The sequence below is a fragment of the Faecalicatena contorta genome (assembly GCF_003149105.1).
In the GTDB taxonomy this organism is placed as follows: domain Bacteria; phylum Bacillota; class Clostridia; order Lachnospirales; family Lachnospiraceae; genus Muricomes; species Muricomes contortus_C.
In genome coordinates this window covers 1-19618 of sequence record NZ_QGDS01000008.1, presented here as the reverse complement: position 1 = coordinate 19618, position 19618 = coordinate 1, and the positions used below count along the sequence as shown (strand labels likewise).

The 19618-nt window shown below is 41.2% G+C and carries 20 protein-coding genes and 2 riboswitches; of the genes, 6 read left to right on the top strand and 14 right to left on the bottom strand.

Going from position 1 to position 19618, the window contains the following annotated elements; translation table 11 throughout:
- The 10 genes from A8805_RS13540 to A8805_RS13495 all read right to left on the bottom strand — a co-directional run bounded on the left by A8805_RS13540 (position 1) and on the right by A8805_RS13495 (position 9309).
- On the bottom strand, positions 1-750 hold the full coding sequence (locus A8805_RS13540) for a type II secretion system F family protein (RefSeq protein WP_242992395.1): 750 nt from the start codon (positions 748-750) through the stop codon (positions 1-3).
- The gene (locus tag A8805_RS13535; RefSeq protein ID WP_242992392.1) at positions 707-1900 is read right to left on the bottom strand and encodes a CpaF family protein; all 1194 of its coding nucleotides are present in this window, start codon (positions 1898-1900) and stop codon (positions 707-709) included. Before A8805_RS13535 ends, A8805_RS13540 begins: the two co-directional genes overlap by 44 nt.
- Before the next feature lie 14 nt (positions 1901-1914).
- Positions 1915-2844: a hypothetical protein gene (locus A8805_RS13530; RefSeq protein ID WP_109712014.1), complete on the bottom strand. Its 930-nt coding sequence runs from the start codon at positions 2842-2844 to the stop codon at positions 1915-1917.
- 240 nt (positions 2845-3084) lie between these two features.
- Complete coding sequence (locus A8805_RS13525) at positions 3085-3294, bottom strand: pro-sigmaK processing inhibitor BofA family protein (protein WP_109712012.1); 210 nt, start codon at positions 3292-3294, stop codon at positions 3085-3087.
- Positions 3295-3424: 130 nt separating this feature from the next.
- Positions 3425-3913: a deoxycytidylate deaminase gene (locus tag A8805_RS13520; RefSeq protein WP_109712010.1), complete on the bottom strand. Its 489-nt coding sequence runs from the start codon at positions 3911-3913 to the stop codon at positions 3425-3427.
- A gap of 20 nt (positions 3914-3933) precedes the next feature.
- Positions 3934-4563, bottom strand: a complete 630-nt coding sequence (gene upp, locus A8805_RS13515; RefSeq protein WP_109712008.1) for a uracil phosphoribosyltransferase — start codon at positions 4561-4563, stop codon at positions 3934-3936.
- Positions 4563-6089 (bottom strand): L-threonylcarbamoyladenylate synthase, encoded by a 1527-nt coding sequence (locus tag A8805_RS13510; RefSeq protein ID WP_109712298.1) that lies wholly within the window; start codon positions 6087-6089, stop codon positions 4563-4565. Before A8805_RS13510 ends, upp begins: the two co-directional genes overlap by 1 nt.
- Before the next feature lie 82 nt (positions 6090-6171).
- Positions 6172-6873 carry an N-acetylmuramoyl-L-alanine amidase family protein gene (locus A8805_RS13505; protein WP_109712006.1) on the bottom strand — a complete coding sequence of 234 codons (702 nt, stop codon included), beginning with the start codon at positions 6871-6873 and terminating at the stop codon, positions 6172-6174.
- Between the two features lie 130 nt (positions 6874-7003).
- Positions 7004-8932, bottom strand: a complete 1929-nt coding sequence (locus A8805_RS13500; protein WP_109712004.1) for a glycosyl hydrolase family 18 protein — start codon at positions 8930-8932, stop codon at positions 7004-7006.
- A gap of 149 nt (positions 8933-9081) precedes the next feature.
- The gene (locus tag A8805_RS13495; RefSeq protein WP_109712002.1) at positions 9082-9309 is read right to left on the bottom strand and encodes a hypothetical protein; all 228 of its coding nucleotides are present in this window, start codon (positions 9307-9309) and stop codon (positions 9082-9084) included.
- Between the two features lie 482 nt (positions 9310-9791).
- Here A8805_RS13495 and A8805_RS13485 point away from each other — a divergent pair, with 482 nt between their 5' ends.
- Positions 9792-10511, top strand: a complete 720-nt coding sequence (locus A8805_RS13485) for an adaptor protein MecA (RefSeq protein WP_109711998.1) — start codon at positions 9792-9794, stop codon at positions 10509-10511.
- Positions 10512-10642: 131 nt separating this feature from the next.
- On the opposite strand, the gene A8805_RS13480 is transcribed toward A8805_RS13485, so the two are convergent.
- Both A8805_RS13480 and A8805_RS13475 read right to left on the bottom strand, forming a co-directional pair.
- Complete coding sequence (locus A8805_RS13480; RefSeq protein WP_109711996.1) at positions 10643-10852, bottom strand: DUF1858 domain-containing protein; 210 nt, start codon at positions 10850-10852, stop codon at positions 10643-10645.
- A gap of 584 nt (positions 10853-11436) precedes the next feature.
- Positions 11437-12543 carry an SH3 domain-containing protein gene (locus A8805_RS13475; RefSeq protein WP_109711994.1) on the bottom strand — a complete coding sequence of 369 codons (1107 nt, stop codon included), beginning with the start codon at positions 12541-12543 and terminating at the stop codon, positions 11437-11439.
- A 428-nt stretch (positions 12544-12971) separates the two neighbouring features.
- On the opposite strand from A8805_RS13475, the gene A8805_RS13470 reads away from it, so the two are divergent.
- From A8805_RS13470 to rbr, 3 genes are all read left to right on the top strand, one after another.
- Positions 12972-13367 (top strand): Fur family transcriptional regulator, encoded by a 396-nt coding sequence (locus A8805_RS13470; RefSeq protein WP_109711992.1) that lies wholly within the window; start codon positions 12972-12974, stop codon positions 13365-13367.
- A gap of 140 nt (positions 13368-13507) precedes the next feature.
- Positions 13508-14050: an NADH peroxidase gene (locus A8805_RS13465; protein ID WP_109711990.1), complete on the top strand. Its 543-nt coding sequence runs from the start codon at positions 13508-13510 to the stop codon at positions 14048-14050.
- 74 nt (positions 14051-14124) lie between these two features.
- Positions 14125-14661 (top strand): rubrerythrin, encoded by a 537-nt coding sequence (gene rbr, locus A8805_RS13460; RefSeq protein ID WP_109711988.1) that lies wholly within the window; start codon positions 14125-14127, stop codon positions 14659-14661.
- A gap of 82 nt (positions 14662-14743) precedes the next feature.
- Here the strand turns inward: rbr and A8805_RS13455 are convergent, their stop codons facing one another.
- Together A8805_RS13455 and A8805_RS13450 are read right to left on the bottom strand one after the other, a co-directional pair.
- Positions 14744-15028 carry a GIY-YIG nuclease family protein gene (locus A8805_RS13455; protein ID WP_109711986.1) on the bottom strand — a complete coding sequence of 95 codons (285 nt, stop codon included), beginning with the start codon at positions 15026-15028 and terminating at the stop codon, positions 14744-14746.
- Positions 15029-15104: 76 nt separating this feature from the next.
- Positions 15105-16463, bottom strand: a complete 1359-nt coding sequence (locus tag A8805_RS13450) for an NCS2 family permease (protein WP_420319473.1) — start codon at positions 16461-16463, stop codon at positions 15105-15107.
- Positions 16464-16689: 226 nt separating this feature from the next.
- Positions 16690-16785: riboswitch (purine riboswitch) on the bottom strand.
- Between the two features lie 292 nt (positions 16786-17077).
- A riboswitch (purine riboswitch) is annotated at positions 17078-17173 on the top strand.
- Positions 17174-17219: 46 nt separating this feature from the next.
- Here A8805_RS13450 and A8805_RS13445 point away from each other — a divergent pair.
- Entirely contained in the window at positions 17220-18500 is a 1281-nt protein-coding gene (locus A8805_RS13445; RefSeq protein ID WP_109711982.1) for an amidohydrolase family protein, read from the top strand.
- Between the two features lie 29 nt (positions 18501-18529).
- On the top strand, positions 18530-19618 hold a 1089-nt coding region (locus A8805_RS13440), incomplete at its 3' end, for a molybdopterin cofactor-binding domain-containing protein (protein WP_146199448.1).

The following is a 19618-nucleotide window of genomic DNA, read 5'->3' as shown; positions in this document are numbered from 1 at the left end:
TCATACCTCAATTTCTACCAGCTTTTTCCCTATACGGTAAGCCGCCGCGTATACACAAAGGCACCCGGTCATCATAACCGCACCCAGCAGGTTTCCATACAGCACAGACATAAATTCGGGGAAGGCCAGCCTCATATACAATAAGATTGCAAAAGGTATCACACACATGATCTTAAACTCCAGCTTTTTGGCAGACAGCAATGTCTGTATTTCCTTTTCAACTTCAATCTTTTCGCTGATGTCTTTGACAGCATTTCTGATAATTGCAATGCTGTCACCTCCCGCTCGTTTAGCTGCTGTAAACACAGTTACAAAGTTATGGACATCTTTCTGGCTGACTCTGTCTGCAAATCCAGTCATAACCTGTTCCACTGTCTGATTCATATCAAGCTGGTGAATCATCGCTGCAAATTCCTTCCGTATCCTGGCATCTTTCTTAAAAAGAACTTTCATATCCTTTGCCGCCTCACGTACTGCGTTTTCCACAGAATAACCTACGTTCAGCGCCGCTGCCATTGCCTTTATTACCTCTTTAAACTGCTCTCGGAATTCTTCCTCCTTTTTCCGGCACTGTTCCTCCTGCCATGCCTGCAGGTAAAAATAAAGTGAGGGCAAAACAAGCAGAATTACTATCCATGTATCATAAAACAGATATCCTGCTGTTCCTGTCAAAACCGTACCTTTTACAGCCGCCAACACATACTCCTCAGTCCGTATATCCTGCTGCCAGCAGCTTTTCTTTATGAACAAGTTCTTCCACCTTCACAAGATTACCCTGAATTTTCCCATTTTCCATCCCCTCCTCTCTATATTCATATAATGTCTGAATTTGTATCGTACCATTTTCATACCCCAGAACCTCTGATATCTCCAGCACTTTCCTGCTTTTATCCCGAAGCCTTCCAAGATGAATAATGATATCAATTGCAGATGCAACCTGTCTTTGAATTGCTGCTAAAGGCATATCTATTCCCATCATCATCATAGTCTCAAGCCTGTGCAGCATGTCCGTGGGATGGTTTGCATGTCCCGTGGACATAGAGCCACTATGTCCATTGAGCATAGCCGAAGATATCATATCTACGGTTTCCTCGCCCCGCACCTCCCCAACCACAATTCTATCAGGACGCATCCGCAAAGCTGACTTTATCAAATCCCGTATAGACACAGCACCCTCTCCCTCAAGATTTGCATTTCTTGTCTCAAGCCTGACCAGGTTCAGCACACCTCTTATCTGGAGCTCAGCATTGTCTTCAATGGTTATCAGTCTTTCATCCTTCGGAATATAATCTGATAAAGCATTCAAAAATGTAGTCTTCCCTGCCCCCGTTCCTCCGCTGACAAAAATATTATATTTGGCACCAACTAACATCTTTAAAAATTCTGCCGCTTCATGGCTGATGCTTCCCCATGAAATCAATTGCTCCATCGTGACCTTTTCATTTGGAAATTTCCGAATTGTCATGATAGGACCGTTTAGGGCAACAGGTTTAAGTACCACATTCACCCGGGAGCCGTCTTCCAGCCTGGCATCTACAATTGGTGATGCCTCATTGACATACCGGTTTGTTCCAGCCACAATCTGCTGTATCACATCCTCCAGCTTGCCTATAGAAAGAAACTGCTTATCTGATTGATAGACCCGCCCGCCTTTTTCCAGAAATATATTATCTGTTCCGTTGATCATGATTTCCGTAACATCTTCATCTTCAATTAGATCCTGCAAAATATCCAGCTTTCTGAATGCATTAAATAATTCTTTACTCAGCCGTATCTTTTCCTCAAGAGGCAGATACTTTTCTTCGCCTGCCTCTTGAAGTACCATATGTATCAGTTCCAGCAGCTCATCATCTTCCATTTCATGCCCCATATCTATCTGCTCCAGAACTTTGTCATACATTTCTTCCAGTCTGTTTATGTGCCCTCACCTGCCCTTATTTCAACCTTTTTCTGTATAGTATGCTCCAGTACATCTTCATACCCTGTCTGTCTCAGATTCCCCACATACTGCTTAAGTTTTGCCTGGGAAACAGCATCGTCAATATAAAGTGTATAGACCGTATAGCACATTCTCAGTATTTGATACAATCCATCCACCCCATCTCCTAAGTCAAGGATAACTGTCTTGTAGATACAGTTTGCAAAAATCTGTTCAAATAGCTTTATCCATTCTTTCTCTTTTACTGCTCTCAAATCCTGTATGACAGGTATTGGTGAAATATAATCCATCTCACCGATTCGTCCGGCCATTGCACTAATCCTCAGCCCAAGATTTCCTTTCTCCTGACGGATATAGTATAAAAGGTCACCCAGATTATAACCTTCATTCTCAGGAAAATAATAACTGCACCCGGAATACTCCTCCAGATTCAGATACAATACCGCCCCATTTTTCGTCAGGTCCTTCGCCAGTTCCATGGCAAACTGTGTCTTACCTATCCTGTGAATAGGAGAATAAACCCCTATTAGTTGTCCTCCTGTAATATTTTTGTTTCTTCTTATCAGTTCATCCCCGTTCATTGTTTCTTCAAGGATGTGGGTTAAAATCATGTCGGAAGACTGATACTTGTATATTCCTTTCTCTTCAGGCAGCAGCTCTTTGTCATCTCCCTTCACAAGTATGTAACGCTTATCCGCCTTAATTTGCTGCCTCTCCTGTACCGGATAATCTTCTCCCAGCAGAATGATATGAATATTCTTTTGTTTTGAAAATTCCTCAAGCTGCTCCAGGTCCTGAAACAAATGCATTTGAAACCCCAGATTTTTCCGTGCTCCTATAGCTTTTATAAGATTTCTGGCGTATTCCTGCTCCACATCACAAATCACAAAATTCTTTGGATGCAATCTATCCCTCCTATTCACTTATAAAATAAAAAGTTTGAAAATATTGCTGCGAACCTGCAGCATGATTCAAGAATGATGGTCAGACTAATCCTAACCGCCCAACCTCAGATACGTCCGGCACATGGAATCAGTGCCTAAATGAAACAGCAGTCCGAATAACTACTGTGTGAATCGTATTATAAACATACTCTCTTTAAATGTCCATACCCATTTTTAAATTTGTAGTTTTTTGTAAAAACCTTACAAACTTTGATAAAATAAAATACCATAAAGAAGGCAAACCCCTGGAATTCCAAGGCTTCCCGTTGTCAAAAAGGATACCGTATTCAACCCTACATTCAATGTGCTGCCTCCCGGAAGCAAATAATGATTGATAAAATAAATTAACCCCATTCCAAGAATTGCACGGATGATAAAATTAATTGCAGCCGATGCCAATTTATTTTCCATTGTCACATTTCCTCCCAACCTGCATATATGATATATTATTCGTATTGGTTCGGAAATATTCCAAAAGAGAAGACCTGTACTTATGAACTACTAATGTCCAATAAGTACAGGTCTTATATAAATATAAAGATTACAATTGTATTCGTATCTCCCGGTTTGTCCTGTGGTACTGATAATACCTGACACCTGCCGCATCCATCATCCTTTTGGATGCCAGAACAGCGGTTGTATCCGCATATTTATCACACTCAAATATGACTTCTTTAATTCCTGCCTGAATAATTGCCTTTGCACACTCATTACAAGGGAACAGAGACACATATAATTTTGCCCCTGTCAGGCTTCCCCCGTTATAGTTCAGGATTGCATTCAATTCACTGTGGGTGGAATATACATACTTGGTATTCAGTGGATTCTCTCCCTCTCTCTCCCAGGGAAATTCATCATCTGAACAACCAATCGGAAAACCATTATATCCCATGGATAATATTTTGTTATCCTGACTAACTATACAGCAGCCCACCTGGGTATTCGGGTCTTTTGAACGCATACCGGACAGCATGGCGACTCCCATAAAATACTCATCCCAGGATAGATAATCTTCTCTTTTATTTGACATGTCCATCCACTCCTTTGCTTTTATTTTGTTCCAAAAATACGGTCCCCTGCATCACCAAGGCCCGGAACAATATATTTATGATCATTAAGGTAAGCATCAAGTGCACCTATATAAAGGTCAACATCGGGATGCTCTTTCTGCATCCTCTCCACACCTTCGGGCGCTGCTATAATACACAGAAAACGGATTCTTTTTACACCTTTATCTTTCAGCATCTGTATTGCAGCGGAACTGGAACCACCTGTTGCCAGCATTGGATCCACAACAAAGACTTCTCTTTCTTCGCAGTCTGCGGGAAGCTTACAGTAATATTCTACCGGATCAAATGTTTCCGGATCACGGTAAAGTCCAATATGTCCCACCTTTGCTGCGGGTATCAGTGACAGCATTCCATCTACCATTCCCAGTCCGGCCCTTAAAATAGGCACTACAGCCAGTTTTTTTCCTGTCAGCTCTTTTCCGATTGTCTCACAAATTGGTGTCTTAATCTTTACATCCTGTAATTTCAAATCCCGGGTTGCCTCAAAGCACATCAGGCCTGCAATCTCTCCCACAACTTCGCGGAATTCCTTTGTTCCTACCTCCTCGTTTCGGATGTAACTGATTTTGTGCTGAATCAACGGGTGATCCATAATGTGTACTTCTGACATCATTTTCCTCCTCTAGTAAACGAATTAAGTTTACTTGTTAATTTTTTTATTAACATTGACATTATTTCATAGCATTCCCCATATGCTGTCAATGGTTGTCCATATGGATTTGGTATTTTGATATTATCTTCTGTAAACTCATTTAAAGTATAAACATTTTTTATATTATCATATTCGGAAACAATTTTCCACTTTTGACTTTCATCCATTGTAAGAACCAGAGTATCCTCATGCAGATCTTCCTCTGAAAATGCAATAGAAGAATGTCCTTCCAGACTCATCTGGCCGGATTTCATAATCGCCTCCGCTTTCTGATTCACAGGTTCAGGAAAGAGCACCACAAGCCCGCGGGAATCTATAACATACTCCTGCTCCAAATCCTGATTCCTCAAAAGCTCCGCCGCCATTGGCCCTCTGCTTGTGTCTGTATTACTCAGAAAAACAATCCGCCGGTATTTTTGCTGTCTCACAATGATAGACGCGGGAATCCTCTGATACCCCGCGGCTTTCTCAAGACGGTTCATGATTGCATTGCCGATTCCCTGGGCTGCAAAAGACTCACTATATATATTTTCCACATCCTCATCATCAAACTCCCTAAGCACTGAATAAAGATTTCTTGCAATTGTCTTTTCATTATCCCGGGTTCCAATGTTCTTTATAACTCCATGAGTATAATAAGGTATCGTCTCATTCGTAGCAATGATACCCACTGCCCTCCCCTCCCGATGGGCAGCATATGATAACTGCCGTATTGCCAGCACCTCTTCCCGCAGGGTGCCCTCAACAATCATCAGCCTGGCTTTCGGTGCATAATGCCGGTATTTCATACCCGGGGCTTTTGGAGGCTGTTTACTTTCATTTCCCAAAATTGTCTCATCCACGCTGACAGGTCCAATGACATCTTCCAGCATGTCAGCCGTGACCGCTCCCGGACGCAATATCATAGGCGGAGTGACCGTCATATCAAGAATCGTTGATTCCAGTCCTATTTCAACACTCCCGCCGTCCAGTATCATATCAATCTTTCCGCTCATATCTTCCTCTACATGCTGCGCAGTTGTAGGGCTTGGCCTTCCAGATGTATTGGCGCTGGGAGCGGAGACGTACCCTCCCGCAGCCAATATAAGCTCTCTTGCAATTGGGTCACTGGGCATACGTACGGCTACGGTCTCCAGTCCCCCTGTCGTTCCATAAGGAACAATCTGACTTTTTTCAAAAATAAGCGTCAGAGGACCCGGCCAGAAATGAAATGACAAGTCTTCTACCTCAGGAGGTATATTGACTGCTATGTCATCCAGAGCCTGCACATCCGCAATATGCACTATCAGGGGGTTATCCGACGGACGCCCTTTTGCCGCATAAGTCTTCTTTGCCGCCTCCTCATCCAAGGCATTCGCTCCCAGTCCATAGACCGTTTCCGTTGGAAATGCAACAAGGCCGCCCTTTTTTAATATATCTCCAGCTTCCTGGATAATCGCTTCATCTATCTGATTCTTATCTACCTTTTTTATTATTGTTTTCATAGGCTCCATTATACCATCATTTATCTTAAAAAAAAACTCTCTTTGTAAAAAATAGAGTTCCGTATTTTATTGACACCTTTATTTACTGTGACAAATAATCTTGAACACCTTTACAGATTGCCTCGGTAAGGGCATTTTGATACTCTTCAGTAGTAAGCTTATCTGCTTCGGCTCTATTGCTTAAAAATCCACATTCTACAATAATCACTGGTGAATTTGTTTTTTTCAGCATATAATATGTATCATTTGCTTTTGCCTGCCTTGTATTTTCCGGGTCTGCCGCAAGCAGAGCTTCCTGCATAACCTTCGCCGACTTCTCCCCTTCTTTGGAATGTGTGAAATAGAATACCTGAGCACCATGTATACTTTCCTGAGTATAGCTGTTTTGATGTATACTCACCGCCAGCGACGGCTTCTCCTGATTGATAATAGAAACTCTTGTTTTCATATCTTCCACTTTTGAACTTGCAAGGCTGTTTTCATCTTTGCGGGTCATAATAACTTTAATTCCCTGTTTTTCCAACATCGTTTTTACCTTATTTGCTATCTGGAGATTCAGATCCTTTTCCAAGGCCTGGTTCACACCTACCTTTCCTGAATCAAAACCTCCATGTCCTGCGTCAACTACCACAACCTGCTTTTCCTTCCCTCCGGCTGCAGCCGCAGTTTCTTTTGTCTCACGGTCCAGGTAATTCTGATGCAGATATTCTCCAGCCTTCTGGCTTCCTATTACGGCACATACCAGCAGCACCAGCAGTCCTAGTATTCCTAATTTACGGCGCAAAAAAACACCCCTTTCTCATACCTCACTGAACATTCGCAGCTCAATAGGTATATCTTATTGAACGTTAGTAGTTCAATAAGTACATATTCTTCCTATATATATGCAGAAAAGGGGTGTTTCTTTCACTATTCTAGTTTACATATTGAAGGATAAGATCCCATATACCTGAATTCTCCCAGCCGAGTCTCCATTCAGCGACTCCTGCAAGCTCATTATCCTTAATCAGTATTAGCTTTTCTTCTATAGATTTACTGTCTTCAAGCCATATCTTATAAGTTCCTCCGTCAGTTTCCCACTGAGCATAATTCTGTCTTGCCTTATCATCCCACTCAGCCTGAACTCCCGCTGTATTAAGAAGCTCTTCTGCCTCATCCATACCTACTGCCGTACCTGTCACCTTGTGGGGATAGTCCGCCGCCTCGGTGCCGGCTTCTGCTGCCAACTCTTCCTCCGTCTTAGGAGTCTCCAGCCACAGCCTGGTATAAAATGGAATTGCATTGACAAGTTTTGTATTGGGAACAACTTTTAATGCATCTTCAATTCCGTTCTTTACGTAATCATAAGATGCAACTGAACCTGCTTCATAGGAACCGTCGGTGTGCTCATCATATCCCATAATAATTACATAATCAGCAATTTTCCCCTGCTCCGCCAAATTATATTGTTCGTTATACGGCATCGGGACATAATTATCAATTGTGAATACAAGTTCGTTCTGTCTGCACTTTACAGACAGCTCACGCACAAATTGTATAAAATGTTCTCCACATTCCGGGGAAACCAACTCAAAGTCCAGGTTAATTCCGTCAATGCCAGTCTGAAGTGCCGACGCAATGACTTGATTAATCAGGTTCTCCCGCTTTGATGTGTGACTTAATACGTCATAAGTTTCATTGTAAGAATTAATTCCTCCATGGAAATCTCTCAGCGTCGCCCATACATCGATGTTGGACTGGTGTGCATAGTTCACATATCCGGAATTAGCAAGGGATGAAATATTACCGTCCGTATCCGAAATACTGAACCACGTGGGGGCTATCGTCGTAAGGCCCTTTGTGTTCGCAATCATCTCAAGGATGTAACTGTTGGCTGTGTCATTTTCTACATTATGCCATGCCATATTGATGGTGTAATCCACTGATATGTTGGTATACTCAGGCCCCTGAAAATCTCTGGTAATGACTTCCTTCGCTGTTTTCCTTAAAGAACTTGTCTTTACATAACCGATAAATCCATCACTGGTACGAACCTTCATCCAGTCATCTTCGTCTTCCAGTACCCATACCTTCTGTGACTTTTCTACCTCTGTCAGAATAGGGCTTTTTACGCCTCCCTGGTATCTGACCTGGGTGTCTCTCTTAAATGTAGATACATCTTTTTCACTCCAGTCGCAATCAATCACAGCCTTATATACCGGATCTTCATAGGTGGAATATTCCATGTCCGTATATTGTTTTATGAATGCGAGTGCGATGTATGCGGTTTTTCCTTCTGTCTTCAGAATGACATAATCTTCACTCTTTTTATCTTTTATATCTGTATATTCTTTGCTGCCGACATTCACGGAAACACTGCCGCCTGGCAGGGTATACAACAGGACATTCTCATTGGAATCCCAATAGAATCTTTCGTTAATGTAGTCACGTACTACGGAATATTCTATATAAGGTATACCATCAAACAACTTGCCGCCCGCAAAACTTTCTTCCAAAGCCCCTATAATCTGATTATTTACTACTACCGCAAGGTCATCATTATCCTGTATGCCATAATATTGTTTCAAATCAGCTTTCTCTTTTGATGAGCCGTATTTTTTCCAAAATAATAATCCGCCTGCCGCTATAATAATCAGAAGAACAAGAAGAACCATTCTTATCATCAGATTGCGCTTTCTTCTCCTTGCCCGGCTGCTCTTTCTTCTTGGTCTTTGGCCGCCCGGCCCTGCGCCTCCCGGCCTGGAACTTCCTGGTCTCTGGTCACTGCCGCCTGGGCGTCTTCTCTGTGCATTCTGCTGCATTGCCTTTCTGGCATATTCAGCCCTTTTTTCTCTTTCGTCCATGCCGCACCTCCTATGTAGACCCTATTATATCATACCTTTTTCAACATTAGTAGTATAATACTTACAAAAAATAACCTCGCGAAAAGCCATGAATTCAGCAGCCATGCCCATGATGTCGGTTGTCCGGCGAACTGAGGGGAATTCCTCGCCTAATTATTGCCATTAATATTTACAAAAGCAAGTGATTCTATGTATCCCTCCGTATTCAGAATATAATCCCGCATATAACATCCATCCTCGCGAATCATATGTGCTGTCACAATCTGCAGCGGACTTGCTTTGCTGCCGTTTATATGCATGCACACACCATTCCTTTCATAATTCTCCAGTTCCGTATATAAATCTCTGTATCTGTACGCTGTTTCATCAATTTCCATGGTACACTCCTTTCTCCGCAGATTCTGATAAATATAAAACAACTGCCTGTATATTCAACCTCTCGGAAGTCCCGTGACGTACCGCCGGATAGCTGCAGTATAGAAGATAGTACGAATCCGCAGGTTTCTTCTCTTTAAGAATTTTTGATGATTTTGTCCCTGAAACGGACATATGAATTTCCTGAAAATTTATTTAGATAGAATTTCCTCTATATTTGACGAAAAATTAAGTAATCAATATCCCTCCTTTTGTATATATATTTACTTATCCTGGAATACTATCTTCTGTAACTGCAATTATAGGGAGCTCATTCATTCTTTTCAATGTGTTTTTTGTTTATAATCCATCCACATTTGTTGATAAGATGAAAGTATTATAAACTCTTTTATTGTTTCTCTTTACATATTTTTTGTTTTTGTTTATACTAATAGTGAGAAGATATATATTTTTTTGATATTACAATTCTTAAGGATGTGATTATATGAAAATCGAAAAACTGAACGACAATCAGATTCGCTGTACCCTTACACACGCCGATCTTGCAGCACGGCACTTAAAGCTCAGCGAGCTGGCGTACGGCACCGAGAAAGCCAAGTCTCTTTTCAGAGACATGATGCAGCAGGCATCTTTTGACTTTGGCTTTGAAGCAGAAGACATCCCTTTGATGATAGAAGCAATTCCTGCTTCTGCGGACTCTATTGTTTTAATTATTACAAAGGTAGAGGACCCGGAGGAATTAGATACAAGATTCTCCAAATTCACACCCCTTGGTGAGGTTGATTCCAACACGGTTGAATCTCTGGAGAAATTGGAAGGGGCGGAAGAATTTCTTAATCTGCTGAACAAAGTGAAAGAAGCTGCATCGGGAACCGATAATGCCTCTACTGTCTTGGATGCACCGGCACCATTTAATGTACGGCTGTTTTCTTTCGACAATATGGACCGGGTAATCCAGGTTGCCCATCTTCTTCAGCCTGTATATCACGGTTCTAATACGCTCTATCATGATGTGGAGAATTCATTATATATATTGGCCCTGACCCAGTCAGACCACCCGAATAATGAATTTAACAAGATATGTAACATGCTTTCTGAGTATGGTTCTCTTGAAAAGGCTTCCGGTGCCACACTGGCATTTCTGGAAGAGCACTGCGATATTATGATATCCGCAGATGCGGTCCAAAAATTAGCAACAATATAGAAGGGATTCCGGAGAGTTCCTCTTATACAAAAAAATACCCGGCAGGTCATACCTGCGGGGTATTTTTTATGGAAAACTCCAAACATGGAAATGCAGATACTTAGAACCCGCCTTATTATTCCCTCATAAGATTACATACCAGCAGCTTTCATAGAAGCGTTAATTTTCTCAAGAAGCAAATCCGCATCAATACCATGTACCATAGCGGCCTCTTCCAGAGTTTCTACCTGAGAAGATGGACAGCCAAGACAGTGCATGCCAATTTCCATTAAGATAGGTGCTGCATCAGGATATGTTACCAATAATTCACCAATAGTTGTATCTTTAGAAACCTGTGCCATTTCTATTCCTCCTTTATTATAAACTGTTTTCTATTATAATCCCAATTTTTTAAATAATCAACCGTTTAAAATGTAAATTCATTTTTAAAAATCGGGACACTTCATCGTAATTTTCTGAATTGTTCGCACAATTATTTTCACTTTTTGACTTCTCAAAAGTCAATCTTTTTACTGTTTTTTTTCGACAAAAAACTAATTTCATCATAACTTAACAAAACGTCCGTTCTTTTTTTTACAAAAGTAATCCACCAAAAACACATGTTTTTATGTGGATAATGTGAATAACTTTTTTAAAAACTGGGTTTTTCCACGCTTTTTGGGGTTTTAAATGTGGATAAGTTGAAAACTCCCTTAATTCGACTTTCGACACTGTTTTACATTTTTGTGCATTTTGTACATGCCATCCTTTTCATAATCACACCAAAATTCGATTTTTTATTATAGGAATCTGTAAAATGTCTAATAAAAAACTACACTTCAAATCAGGATGCTTTTGAAGTGCAGTTTTCTTTTCTAATTCCCTGTAGATCAAAGCGGATACTCGGAATCCGCTTTATCAAGAAGCGGGAATACCTTTTATAAGGTTATAATACTCTTCTAATTGTAGTGATAGGTGTATAAGTTGCGCTGCAAATTCCAATTCCATCTGCCTCATTCATGGCGTTGACGATATTACCGTCTCCCATATATAATCCTACATGACCATCGTACAATACGATATCTCCTGGGATAGCCTCCTCATACCCTACCGGAACTCCCACGTGCTCCATATCCCATGTGGTACGCGGCAGAGCAATTCCAAAGTGTGCATACACTGACTGTACAAACCCTGAACAATCTGCTCCATTTGTCAGGCTTGTGCCTCCCCATACATAAGGATTTCCGATAAACTGACAGGCATAATCAATAACAGCCTGTCCGCTGGATGCCTGGGTCTGTATTACAACCGCTTCCTGGGCTTCCTCGTGTTTTCTGGCTTCCTCGGCAGCTATAGCAGCTTCCTCTTCTGCTATACGCTTTTCCTCTTCTTCTTTGGATTCAGCATATGAATACTGTTTTTGGACATCTACATATTCTCCGTACACCCAGCCGGATGTTCCCCCTACATCTATAGGATACCATCCATCTACTGCTTCGCCGGTTACTTCATACTGCTGATCTGCCATAACCTGTGTCAGTACATTTGCAGAAGTTCCCTGCCCGTCTCTGACATTTAACACTCCGACTGTTACCTTAGCCTGGTCCTGTTCGTATTCTCCTGCATGTTCCTCGGCTGCCTTTCCTGTAAAAAGGCTGTTTGCAGGCACGTAACCTTCTACAGAACCAGATTTTATTTTTGTCCAGTCTCCATTATATTCAAGCACCTCGGCTGCCGAATCATTGTAAATCTTTCCAATCCAGCTGCTTGCTTCATCCGGGGCACTTCTAATGTAAGCATAATCACTCACATTAGAAAATGCCATATTCAAATACTCACCCTCATTGTTTTGTACCAGATATAAATCAATATTATCCTTTACGTCTACCTGGTAACATTCTTTTAGTACCGATTCGATTCCTGCAACCGGTATAACCGGGACATTTCCAGAAGAATCATCTGCCGCCTTTACCGTCATTGCACTCCCCGAAATCATAATCGTTCCTGCTAAAGCAGAAAGAATCAATTTCTGCTTTACACGTACTGTTTTCATATAAAACCTCCTTATAAGTTTCTTCATCTTTTGTAGGAAGTTCTAAATATTACATAATTGTTAAATTTGTTACGATGCTATTATATCAACCATATATCCTCATGTCAACCTATTTTATCGTGATTTCAATCTACACACTTCGACACGGCTTATAATATTCTTCCTCTTTAATATAATTTCTTTATCTATTTATTAATTATTTTGTAACATTTTACGCACTCTATTCCTTCTATTACATATGTTTATAATTATTTTATTTTCCAGGGATTTATTTTCCATTTAATTTCTTTTTCTACTTAAAAGTATGCAGAGCACAAGATTTTTTAATTTTTTTCTAAATACTGTTGACATTTCTTGTGATATATATTATCATTCTAAATGCAGTAACAATTACTATTATTAATTTATAATTTGAAAGGAGGTCCACATTGGCAACTTTAAAATATAGCCGGCAGCGTGAGTCTATTAAAAAGTATCTGATGACGACCAGGGAACATCCTACTGCGGACACAGTTTACCTGCACGTGAAGGAAGAGTTTCCCAACATAAGCCTCGGAACCGTGTACAGAAATTTAAACTTGCTGACAGATATTGGAGAAGTAGTTAAAATTCCTGCTCAGGACGGCGGTGACAGGTTTGATGGAAATGTGGAGCCGCACAATCACTTTTTCTGCACTGGCTGTGGAAAGATTATAGATTTAGATCTTGATATGAAGAAGATAGAAGAGGTCAATGCGACAGCCGCAGAAAACTTTGACGGAATTATAGAATCCAGCACCACTATTTTTTACGGCAAATGTGGCAGCTGCACTCCAAAGTCATAATAAAAGGATAAAAAATGTCCGCAGAAATAACTTCTGTAATTAATACAGGAAGTACACAATACTTCCTGTATTAAAAATAAAATACCGGCAGGCAGCAAGTGCCCCGGAAATAATAAAAATATTAAAAAGGAGAATTAACTATGAAAAAATTTGTATGTACAGTATGTGGTTATGTTCACGAAGGAGATGCCGCACCGGCAGAATGTCCAATTTGTAAAGCACCAGCAGAGAAATTTAAAGAGCAGACAGGCGAAAGAACATGGGCTGCAGAGCACGTTGTAGGCGTAGCTCAGGGCGTAAGCGAAGATATACTGGCTGATTTAAGAGCTAACTTCGAAGGAGAATGTTCAGAAGTAGGTATGTATCTTGCAATGTCAAGAGTAGCTCACAGAGAAGGATATCCTGAAATCGGACTGTACTGGGAAAAAGCTGCTTTCGAGGAAGCGGAGCATGCTGCTAAATTTGCAGAGTTATTAGGTGAAGTTGTAACAGACAGCACAAAGAAAAACCTGGAAATGAGAGTAGATGCAGAGAACGGCGCTACAGCAGGAAAATTTGACTTGGCAAAACGCGCAAAAGAAGCTAACCTGGATGCAATTCATGATACTGTACATGAGATGGCAAGAGATGAAGCTCGTCACGGAAAAGCTTTCGAAGGTCTGTTAAAGAGATACTTTGGATAATCAACCCGTTTTCATTGATTCAAAAAGAGCATAATGTTATAATAGCAATAATATAAAAATAAGGAGGATTTACTATGTCTAAGTACGCAGGAACAAAAACAGAAAAGAACCTTATGGAAGCATTTTCAGGTGAATCACAGGCACGCAATAAGTATACATACTATGCTTCTGCTGCCAAGAAAGCCGGTTATGAGCAAATTTCCAATATCTTCTTAGAAACAGCTAATCAGGAAAAAGAGCACGCAAAAATGTGGTTCAAAGAATTCCACGGAATCGGTGATGTGGATGCTAATCTGGTAGATGCTGCTGCAGGCGAGAACTATGAATGGACAGATATGTATGCCCGTATGGCAAAAGAAGCTGAAGAAGAAGGCTTTAACGAACTGGCTGCTAAATTCCGGGGTGTAGCTCTCGTAGAGAATGCTCACGAAAAACGCTACCAGAAGATTCTGGAACATTTCCGTGCAGGGCAGACATTCAAAGACGAGGCTCCTCTTGGATGGAAATGTGGAAACTGCGGATATATACATGAGGGAAATGAAGCTCCACAAGTATGTCCTGTATGCGCTCATCCTCGTGCATATTTTGAAAGAAAAGCTGAAAACTATTAAAATAGTGTGAATAAGCCATACTTCTTGAACTACTAATGTTCAATAAGGTACGCTTTCCACCAAAAAGGTGCGGTCCTCTTTATCAGAGGAACCGCACCTTTTTTACATCATGGAAAATTTCATCTCTGCCGGAAGCCAGCAACTCCATCTTCTTCCTGCGCGGCATCTGTTTGATGGCATATTCTCTTTTCATTGCTTCCTCCTTTGTCTGAAAAGCCTCAAAGTATGCCAGTTCTACAGGCCTTCGAGCCTTTGTATATTTGGCTCCCTTTCCTGCATTGTGATCATATATTCTCTTTTCCAAATTATTTGTCCATCCTGTATAGAGACTGCCATCCTTACATTTTAATATATATGTATAATTCATAACCTGTACCCTTTCCTGTGAAATACAGTATAACACACAAAAATGAGCAGGGCAAAAGTTCTGAAAATATGCAGTTCTATCCGAGTGTCATAAATATATATCTGATAACAAATACAATAGATATCACTAATGTTAATACCTTTACTTCTTCAAACTTTTTGCTGCATATCTTCATCAGACAGAATGTGATAAGTCCAAGTGCAACACCATTTGCAATAGAATAAGTGAATGGCATGAACACGATAGTGCAGAATGCAGGAAGTGCATTGGTCATATCGCTGAAATCCACATCTTTCACATTGCTTAACATTAAAATTCCTACAAAGATAAGCGCCGGAGCCGTAGCTGCTCCCGGAACTATCCCGACTATAGGCGCGAAGATAATTGCACCCAGGAATAATAACGCTGTCACAAAACTCGTCATACCTGTTCTTCCGCCTTCTGCAATACCTGCGCTGGATTCTACAACTGTGGTAACTGTGGAAGTACCAACCATAGCCCCCGTTGCTGTTGAAATTGCATCTGACATCAAAGCTTGTTTCATACGGATAACTTCGCCGTTTTCATCTATCATGCCAGACTGTTTTGCCGCTCCCAGTAAGGTTCCAATAGAATCAAACATATTTACAAGTGAAAAACTGATAACCAGCATAGTAACTGTGAAAATTGTATTCATCACATTTCCACCCTGGAACAGGCCAGAAAAATCCATCTTCATGAAAGATACTTCTGCGAAATCTGAAAATTTAGTTCCAATGTCCAGGCTGAAGTTTGATAGATGAGTTACTCCCAAAGGAATCCCTATAATAGTTGATGCTACAATACCGATTAAGATGGAACCTTTCACTTTTTTCGCATGAAGCACACCCATGATGATTAAGCCAATTAACGCTACTAATGCACCCATCATTGGAGTTAAATCTACATCTGGGTTTCTCCACTGCGCAAAATCCACCATGCTGACCAGTGTTGCTGAATTTCCGACAACCAAACCGGAATTTTTAAGTCCGATGATAGTAATAAATAAACCAATTCCAGGTGTTATCGCTGTTTTTACAGCATCTGGAATGGAACGGATAATCGCCTCTCTCAAGCCGACAGCCGTAATAACAATAAAGAATACTCCTGACAAGAATACGATAACAAGTGCCTGTCCATAAGTGTATCCCATTCCCAACACAACCGTGTATGCAAAGAATGCATTAAGCCCCATACCCGGTGCCTGCGCAAATGGAACCTTGGCGTATATCGCACAAAGAATGGTTCCGATAAATGCACCGATACATGTACCTATAAATACACCGTTGGCTATTTTCCCTGCCATAACGGCATCTCCCATAATCATATAGGGGTCTGCTAAAATCTGAGGATTCAGTATCAATATGTAGGCGATGGTAATGAATGTAGTCAACCCCGCAAGTATTTCTGTCCTCATAGTAGATTTGTTCTCTGTGATACCAAAATAATTGTCTAAAAAAGTTGTTTTGCTTTCTGATTCCTTATTCATTTTGATCCTCCGCTATTTCATAATATGTTTCATTATCCCTATTCTTTTCCCACCCTTAACAACGTGAATCTTTCAACCCTCCTTATTCATTTTTGGTATAATAAAAAGCTAACTTTTCTGTTTTCAGGCAACAAAAAAAAGTTGCCAATAAACTGTCACTAAGACAAATTTATGTAGTCAACTCTTTCGGCAGTTGGTAGAGACTCTGGGCCAATCCCCAGTATATACATAATGGAAAACAGTAATATTAAGTTAAACTTATTATACAATCCTATACAATTTGGAATAGTTTTATTTTAAAACAATTATATAATTTTCGGTCTTCTGTTCATATTAATTTAATTGACTTTGTATTTGGCTGACAACTCTAACTATTAAAAAATATTTAACAACAATACCTTTTGTTGTTTTTGATTTTACACGCTTATATCCATATAATCAAGTTGTTTATTAAAACAACTTGATATGGTATAGAAAAATTGCACAATAATCTTAAACAATATTGACAATAAAAGTTGAAAATGCTAGTATTGGAATATAATTAAATATCAAGTAGCAATACTTATATAGGTTCATAATCGGATGGACGTTTCTACCAACTACCTTAATAGTTGACTATAAGTATCTGTGGGGTCATCTCTGCAGGTACTTATGTGCCGCACAGATGCGGGAAGGAGGACACCGATGTATGAATCTATTTTTATTTTAAAAGGTAACATTGTGTATAGTAAAAGTGCCAGCGAACTGAAGGTATGTGAACACGGGTATCTGGTGTGTGAAAACGGGGAGGTAAGGGGAGTATACCAGACCCTGCCATTTGAGTATGGAGGGATTCCGGTTACAGATTATGAGGATCGCCTGATTATACCAGGGTTAGTTGATTTGCATGTACATGCACCCCAGTACTCTTTCCGTGGGCTTGGGATGGATATGGAACTGCTAGAATGGCTGGAGACAAATACATTTCCGGAGGAGGCGAAATTCCAGGATTTAGAGTATGCCGCCCGGGCATATAAGGTTTTTGTGGAAAACATGAAAAAAGGCGCAACTACCAGAGCCTGCATTTTTGCCACGGTGCACAGGAAAGCTACTCTCTTATTGATGGATATGTTGGAGGAAGCCGGACTCAGCGCCATGGTGGGTAAGGTAAATATGGACAGAAACTGTCCGGATTACCTCAGAGAAGCTTCCGCAGTGGAATCGTCGGCAGAGACGGTAGAATGGATCAAGGATGTGCTGCATAAAAAATATAAACATACCAGACCTATTCTGACTCCCCGTTTTACACCAAGCTGTACGGATGAGCTGATGGAGAAGCTGAAAATGGTGCAGATGCGTTATGGTTTGCCGCTGCAGTCTCATTTATCCGAGAATCCGGGGGAGATTGCCTGGGTGAAGGAATTATGCCCCTGGTCTGATTTTTATGGGGACGCCTACGATAAGTTTGGCCTCTTTGGAGCAGACTGTCCTACGGTTATGGCACATTGTGTCCATTCCACTGAGGAGGAAATCACAAGGATGAAGGAGAATGATGTGTTCGTCGCCCACTGTCCGGAATCTAATATAAACCTTTCCTCCGGCGTTGCTCCGGTAAGGCGGTTTCTTGAAGAAGGACTTCATGTAGGAATTGGGAGTGATGTGGCAGGCGGTTCTACAGAGAATCTTTTCGCGGCCATGTCACATGCTATTCAGGCGTCAAAGATGCGCTGGAGGCTCATGGATGACTCATTGAAACCTTTGACTGTGGAGGAAGTATTTTATATGGCCACCAAGGGTGGTGGTGAATTTTTCGGAAAGGTAGGAAGTTTTGAACCGGGATATGAGCTGGATGCAGTAATTCTGGACGATTCAAGGCTGGAACATCCTCAGCCTCTGGATGTGAAAAAGCGTCTGGAGAGGATGATTTATTTTTCAGATGACCGGGAAATCTTTGCCAAATATGTGAGAGGCAAAAGATTATTCTAATGTTAAAAACGCGATACGGAGGCGGAGATATGAAAGACAAAGAACATGTGATAGGGAAAAGTGTAAAACGTGTGGATGCCTTTGAAAAGGTGACGGGACGGGCAAAATATACGGATGACATATGTGATAAAAGTTCTTATACAGCAAAAATCCTGCACTCGACGGTTGCCCACGGCATTGTGAAATCAATAGATACAAAAGAAGCAGAGCGTATTCCAGGAGTAGTAAAAGTGGTGACATGCTTTGATGTTCCTAAGCGTTATTTTCCTACGGCAGGGCATCCGTGGTCAACAGATCCGGAGCACCAGGATGTGGCGGACCGTCTGCTGCTGACAGACCATGTAAAATTTTACGGAGATGATGTGGCGGCTGTGGTTGCTGAGAATGAAGTGGCAGCGGCACAGGCCGTGCGGGCAATTAAAGTGGAGTATGAAGAACTTCCTTTTGTGCTGGATGCTCAGAAGGCAATGGAGGCAGATGCTCCCCTCATTCATGAGAACTATCCCGGCAATATTTTGAAGCATACGTCTATCCGTAGTGGAAATTATGAGGAGGCGCGGAAAGAGGAAGGGTTGATTAAAGTAGAGGGCTGGTATGATACTCCGACAGTACAGCACTGTCATATTGAAAACTTTATCTGCTATTCCTACATGGAGCAGGGAAGAATTGTGGTGGTATCCTCCACCCAGATTCCGCACATCTGCCGGAGGGTTGTAGGGCAGGCTCTGGGAATCCCATGGGGAGAAGTGAGAGTGATAAAGCCCTATATCGGAGGCGGCTTTGGGAATAAACAGGATATTCTCTATGAACCGCTCTGTGCATATTTGAGTACCGTAGTTGGCGGCAGGCTTGTGAAACTGGATGTATCCAGGGAGGAGACTTTTGTTTCAAACCGGGTGCGCCATGCAATTCGCACCCACATTATATCTTATGTACGGCCTGACGGAAGCTTTGCGGCCCGCAAGATGGAATGTTTCTCAGACCAGGGGGCATATGCTTCCCACGGGCATAGTATTGCTGCAAAGGGAATGGGAGCATTTCCTCAGCTATATCCATGTCCAAATATAGAAGCAGATGCCTATACAGTATTTACAAATAAGTCCGTAGCGGGAGCTATG

Excerpts from the sequence above, each read along its gene's own strand:
- A8805_RS13480 (WP_109711996.1), bottom strand. The coding sequence starts at position 10,852 with ATGGCACAGGTTTCTAAAGATACAACTATTGGTGAATTATTGGTAACA.
- A8805_RS13535 (WP_242992392.1), bottom strand. The coding sequence starts at position 1,900 with ATGTATGACAAAGTTCTGGAGCAGATAGATATGGGGCATGAAATGGAA.
- A8805_RS13510 (WP_109712298.1), bottom strand. The coding sequence starts at position 6,089 with ATGAAAACAATAATAAAAAAGGTAGATAAGAATCAGATAGATGAAGCG.
- A8805_RS13445 (WP_109711982.1), top strand. The coding sequence starts at position 17,220 with ATGTATGAATCTATTTTTATTTTAAAAGGTAACATTGTGTATAGTAAA.
- A8805_RS13475 (WP_109711994.1), bottom strand. The coding sequence starts at position 12,543 with ATGAAAACAGTACGTGTAAAGCAGAAATTGATTCTTTCTGCTTTAGCA.
- A8805_RS13485 (WP_109711998.1), top strand. The coding sequence starts at position 9,792 with ATGAAAATCGAAAAACTGAACGACAATCAGATTCGCTGTACCCTTACA.
- rbr (WP_109711988.1), top strand. The coding sequence starts at position 14,125 with ATGTCTAAGTACGCAGGAACAAAAACAGAAAAGAACCTTATGGAAGCA.
- A8805_RS13500 (WP_109712004.1), bottom strand. The coding sequence starts at position 8,932 with ATGGACGAAAGAGAAAAAAGGGCTGAATATGCCAGAAAGGCAATGCAG.
- A8805_RS13520 (WP_109712010.1), bottom strand. The coding sequence starts at position 3,913 with ATGTCAAATAAAAGAGAAGATTATCTATCCTGGGATGAGTATTTTATG.
- upp (WP_109712008.1), bottom strand. The coding sequence starts at position 4,563 with ATGTCAGAAGTACACATTATGGATCACCCGTTGATTCAGCACAAAATC.
- A8805_RS13465 (WP_109711990.1), top strand. The coding sequence starts at position 13,508 with ATGAAAAAATTTGTATGTACAGTATGTGGTTATGTTCACGAAGGAGAT.
- A8805_RS13455 (WP_109711986.1), bottom strand. The coding sequence starts at position 15,028 with ATGAATTATACATATATATTAAAATGTAAGGATGGCAGTCTCTATACA.
- A8805_RS13450 (WP_420319473.1), bottom strand. The coding sequence starts at position 16,463 with ATGAGGACAGAAATACTTGCGGGGTTGACTACATTCATTACCATCGCC.
- A8805_RS13495 (WP_109712002.1), bottom strand. The coding sequence starts at position 9,309 with ATGGAAATTGATGAAACAGCGTACAGATACAGAGATTTATATACGGAA.
- A8805_RS13525 (WP_109712012.1), bottom strand. The coding sequence starts at position 3,294 with ATGGAAAATAAATTGGCATCGGCTGCAATTAATTTTATCATCCGTGCA.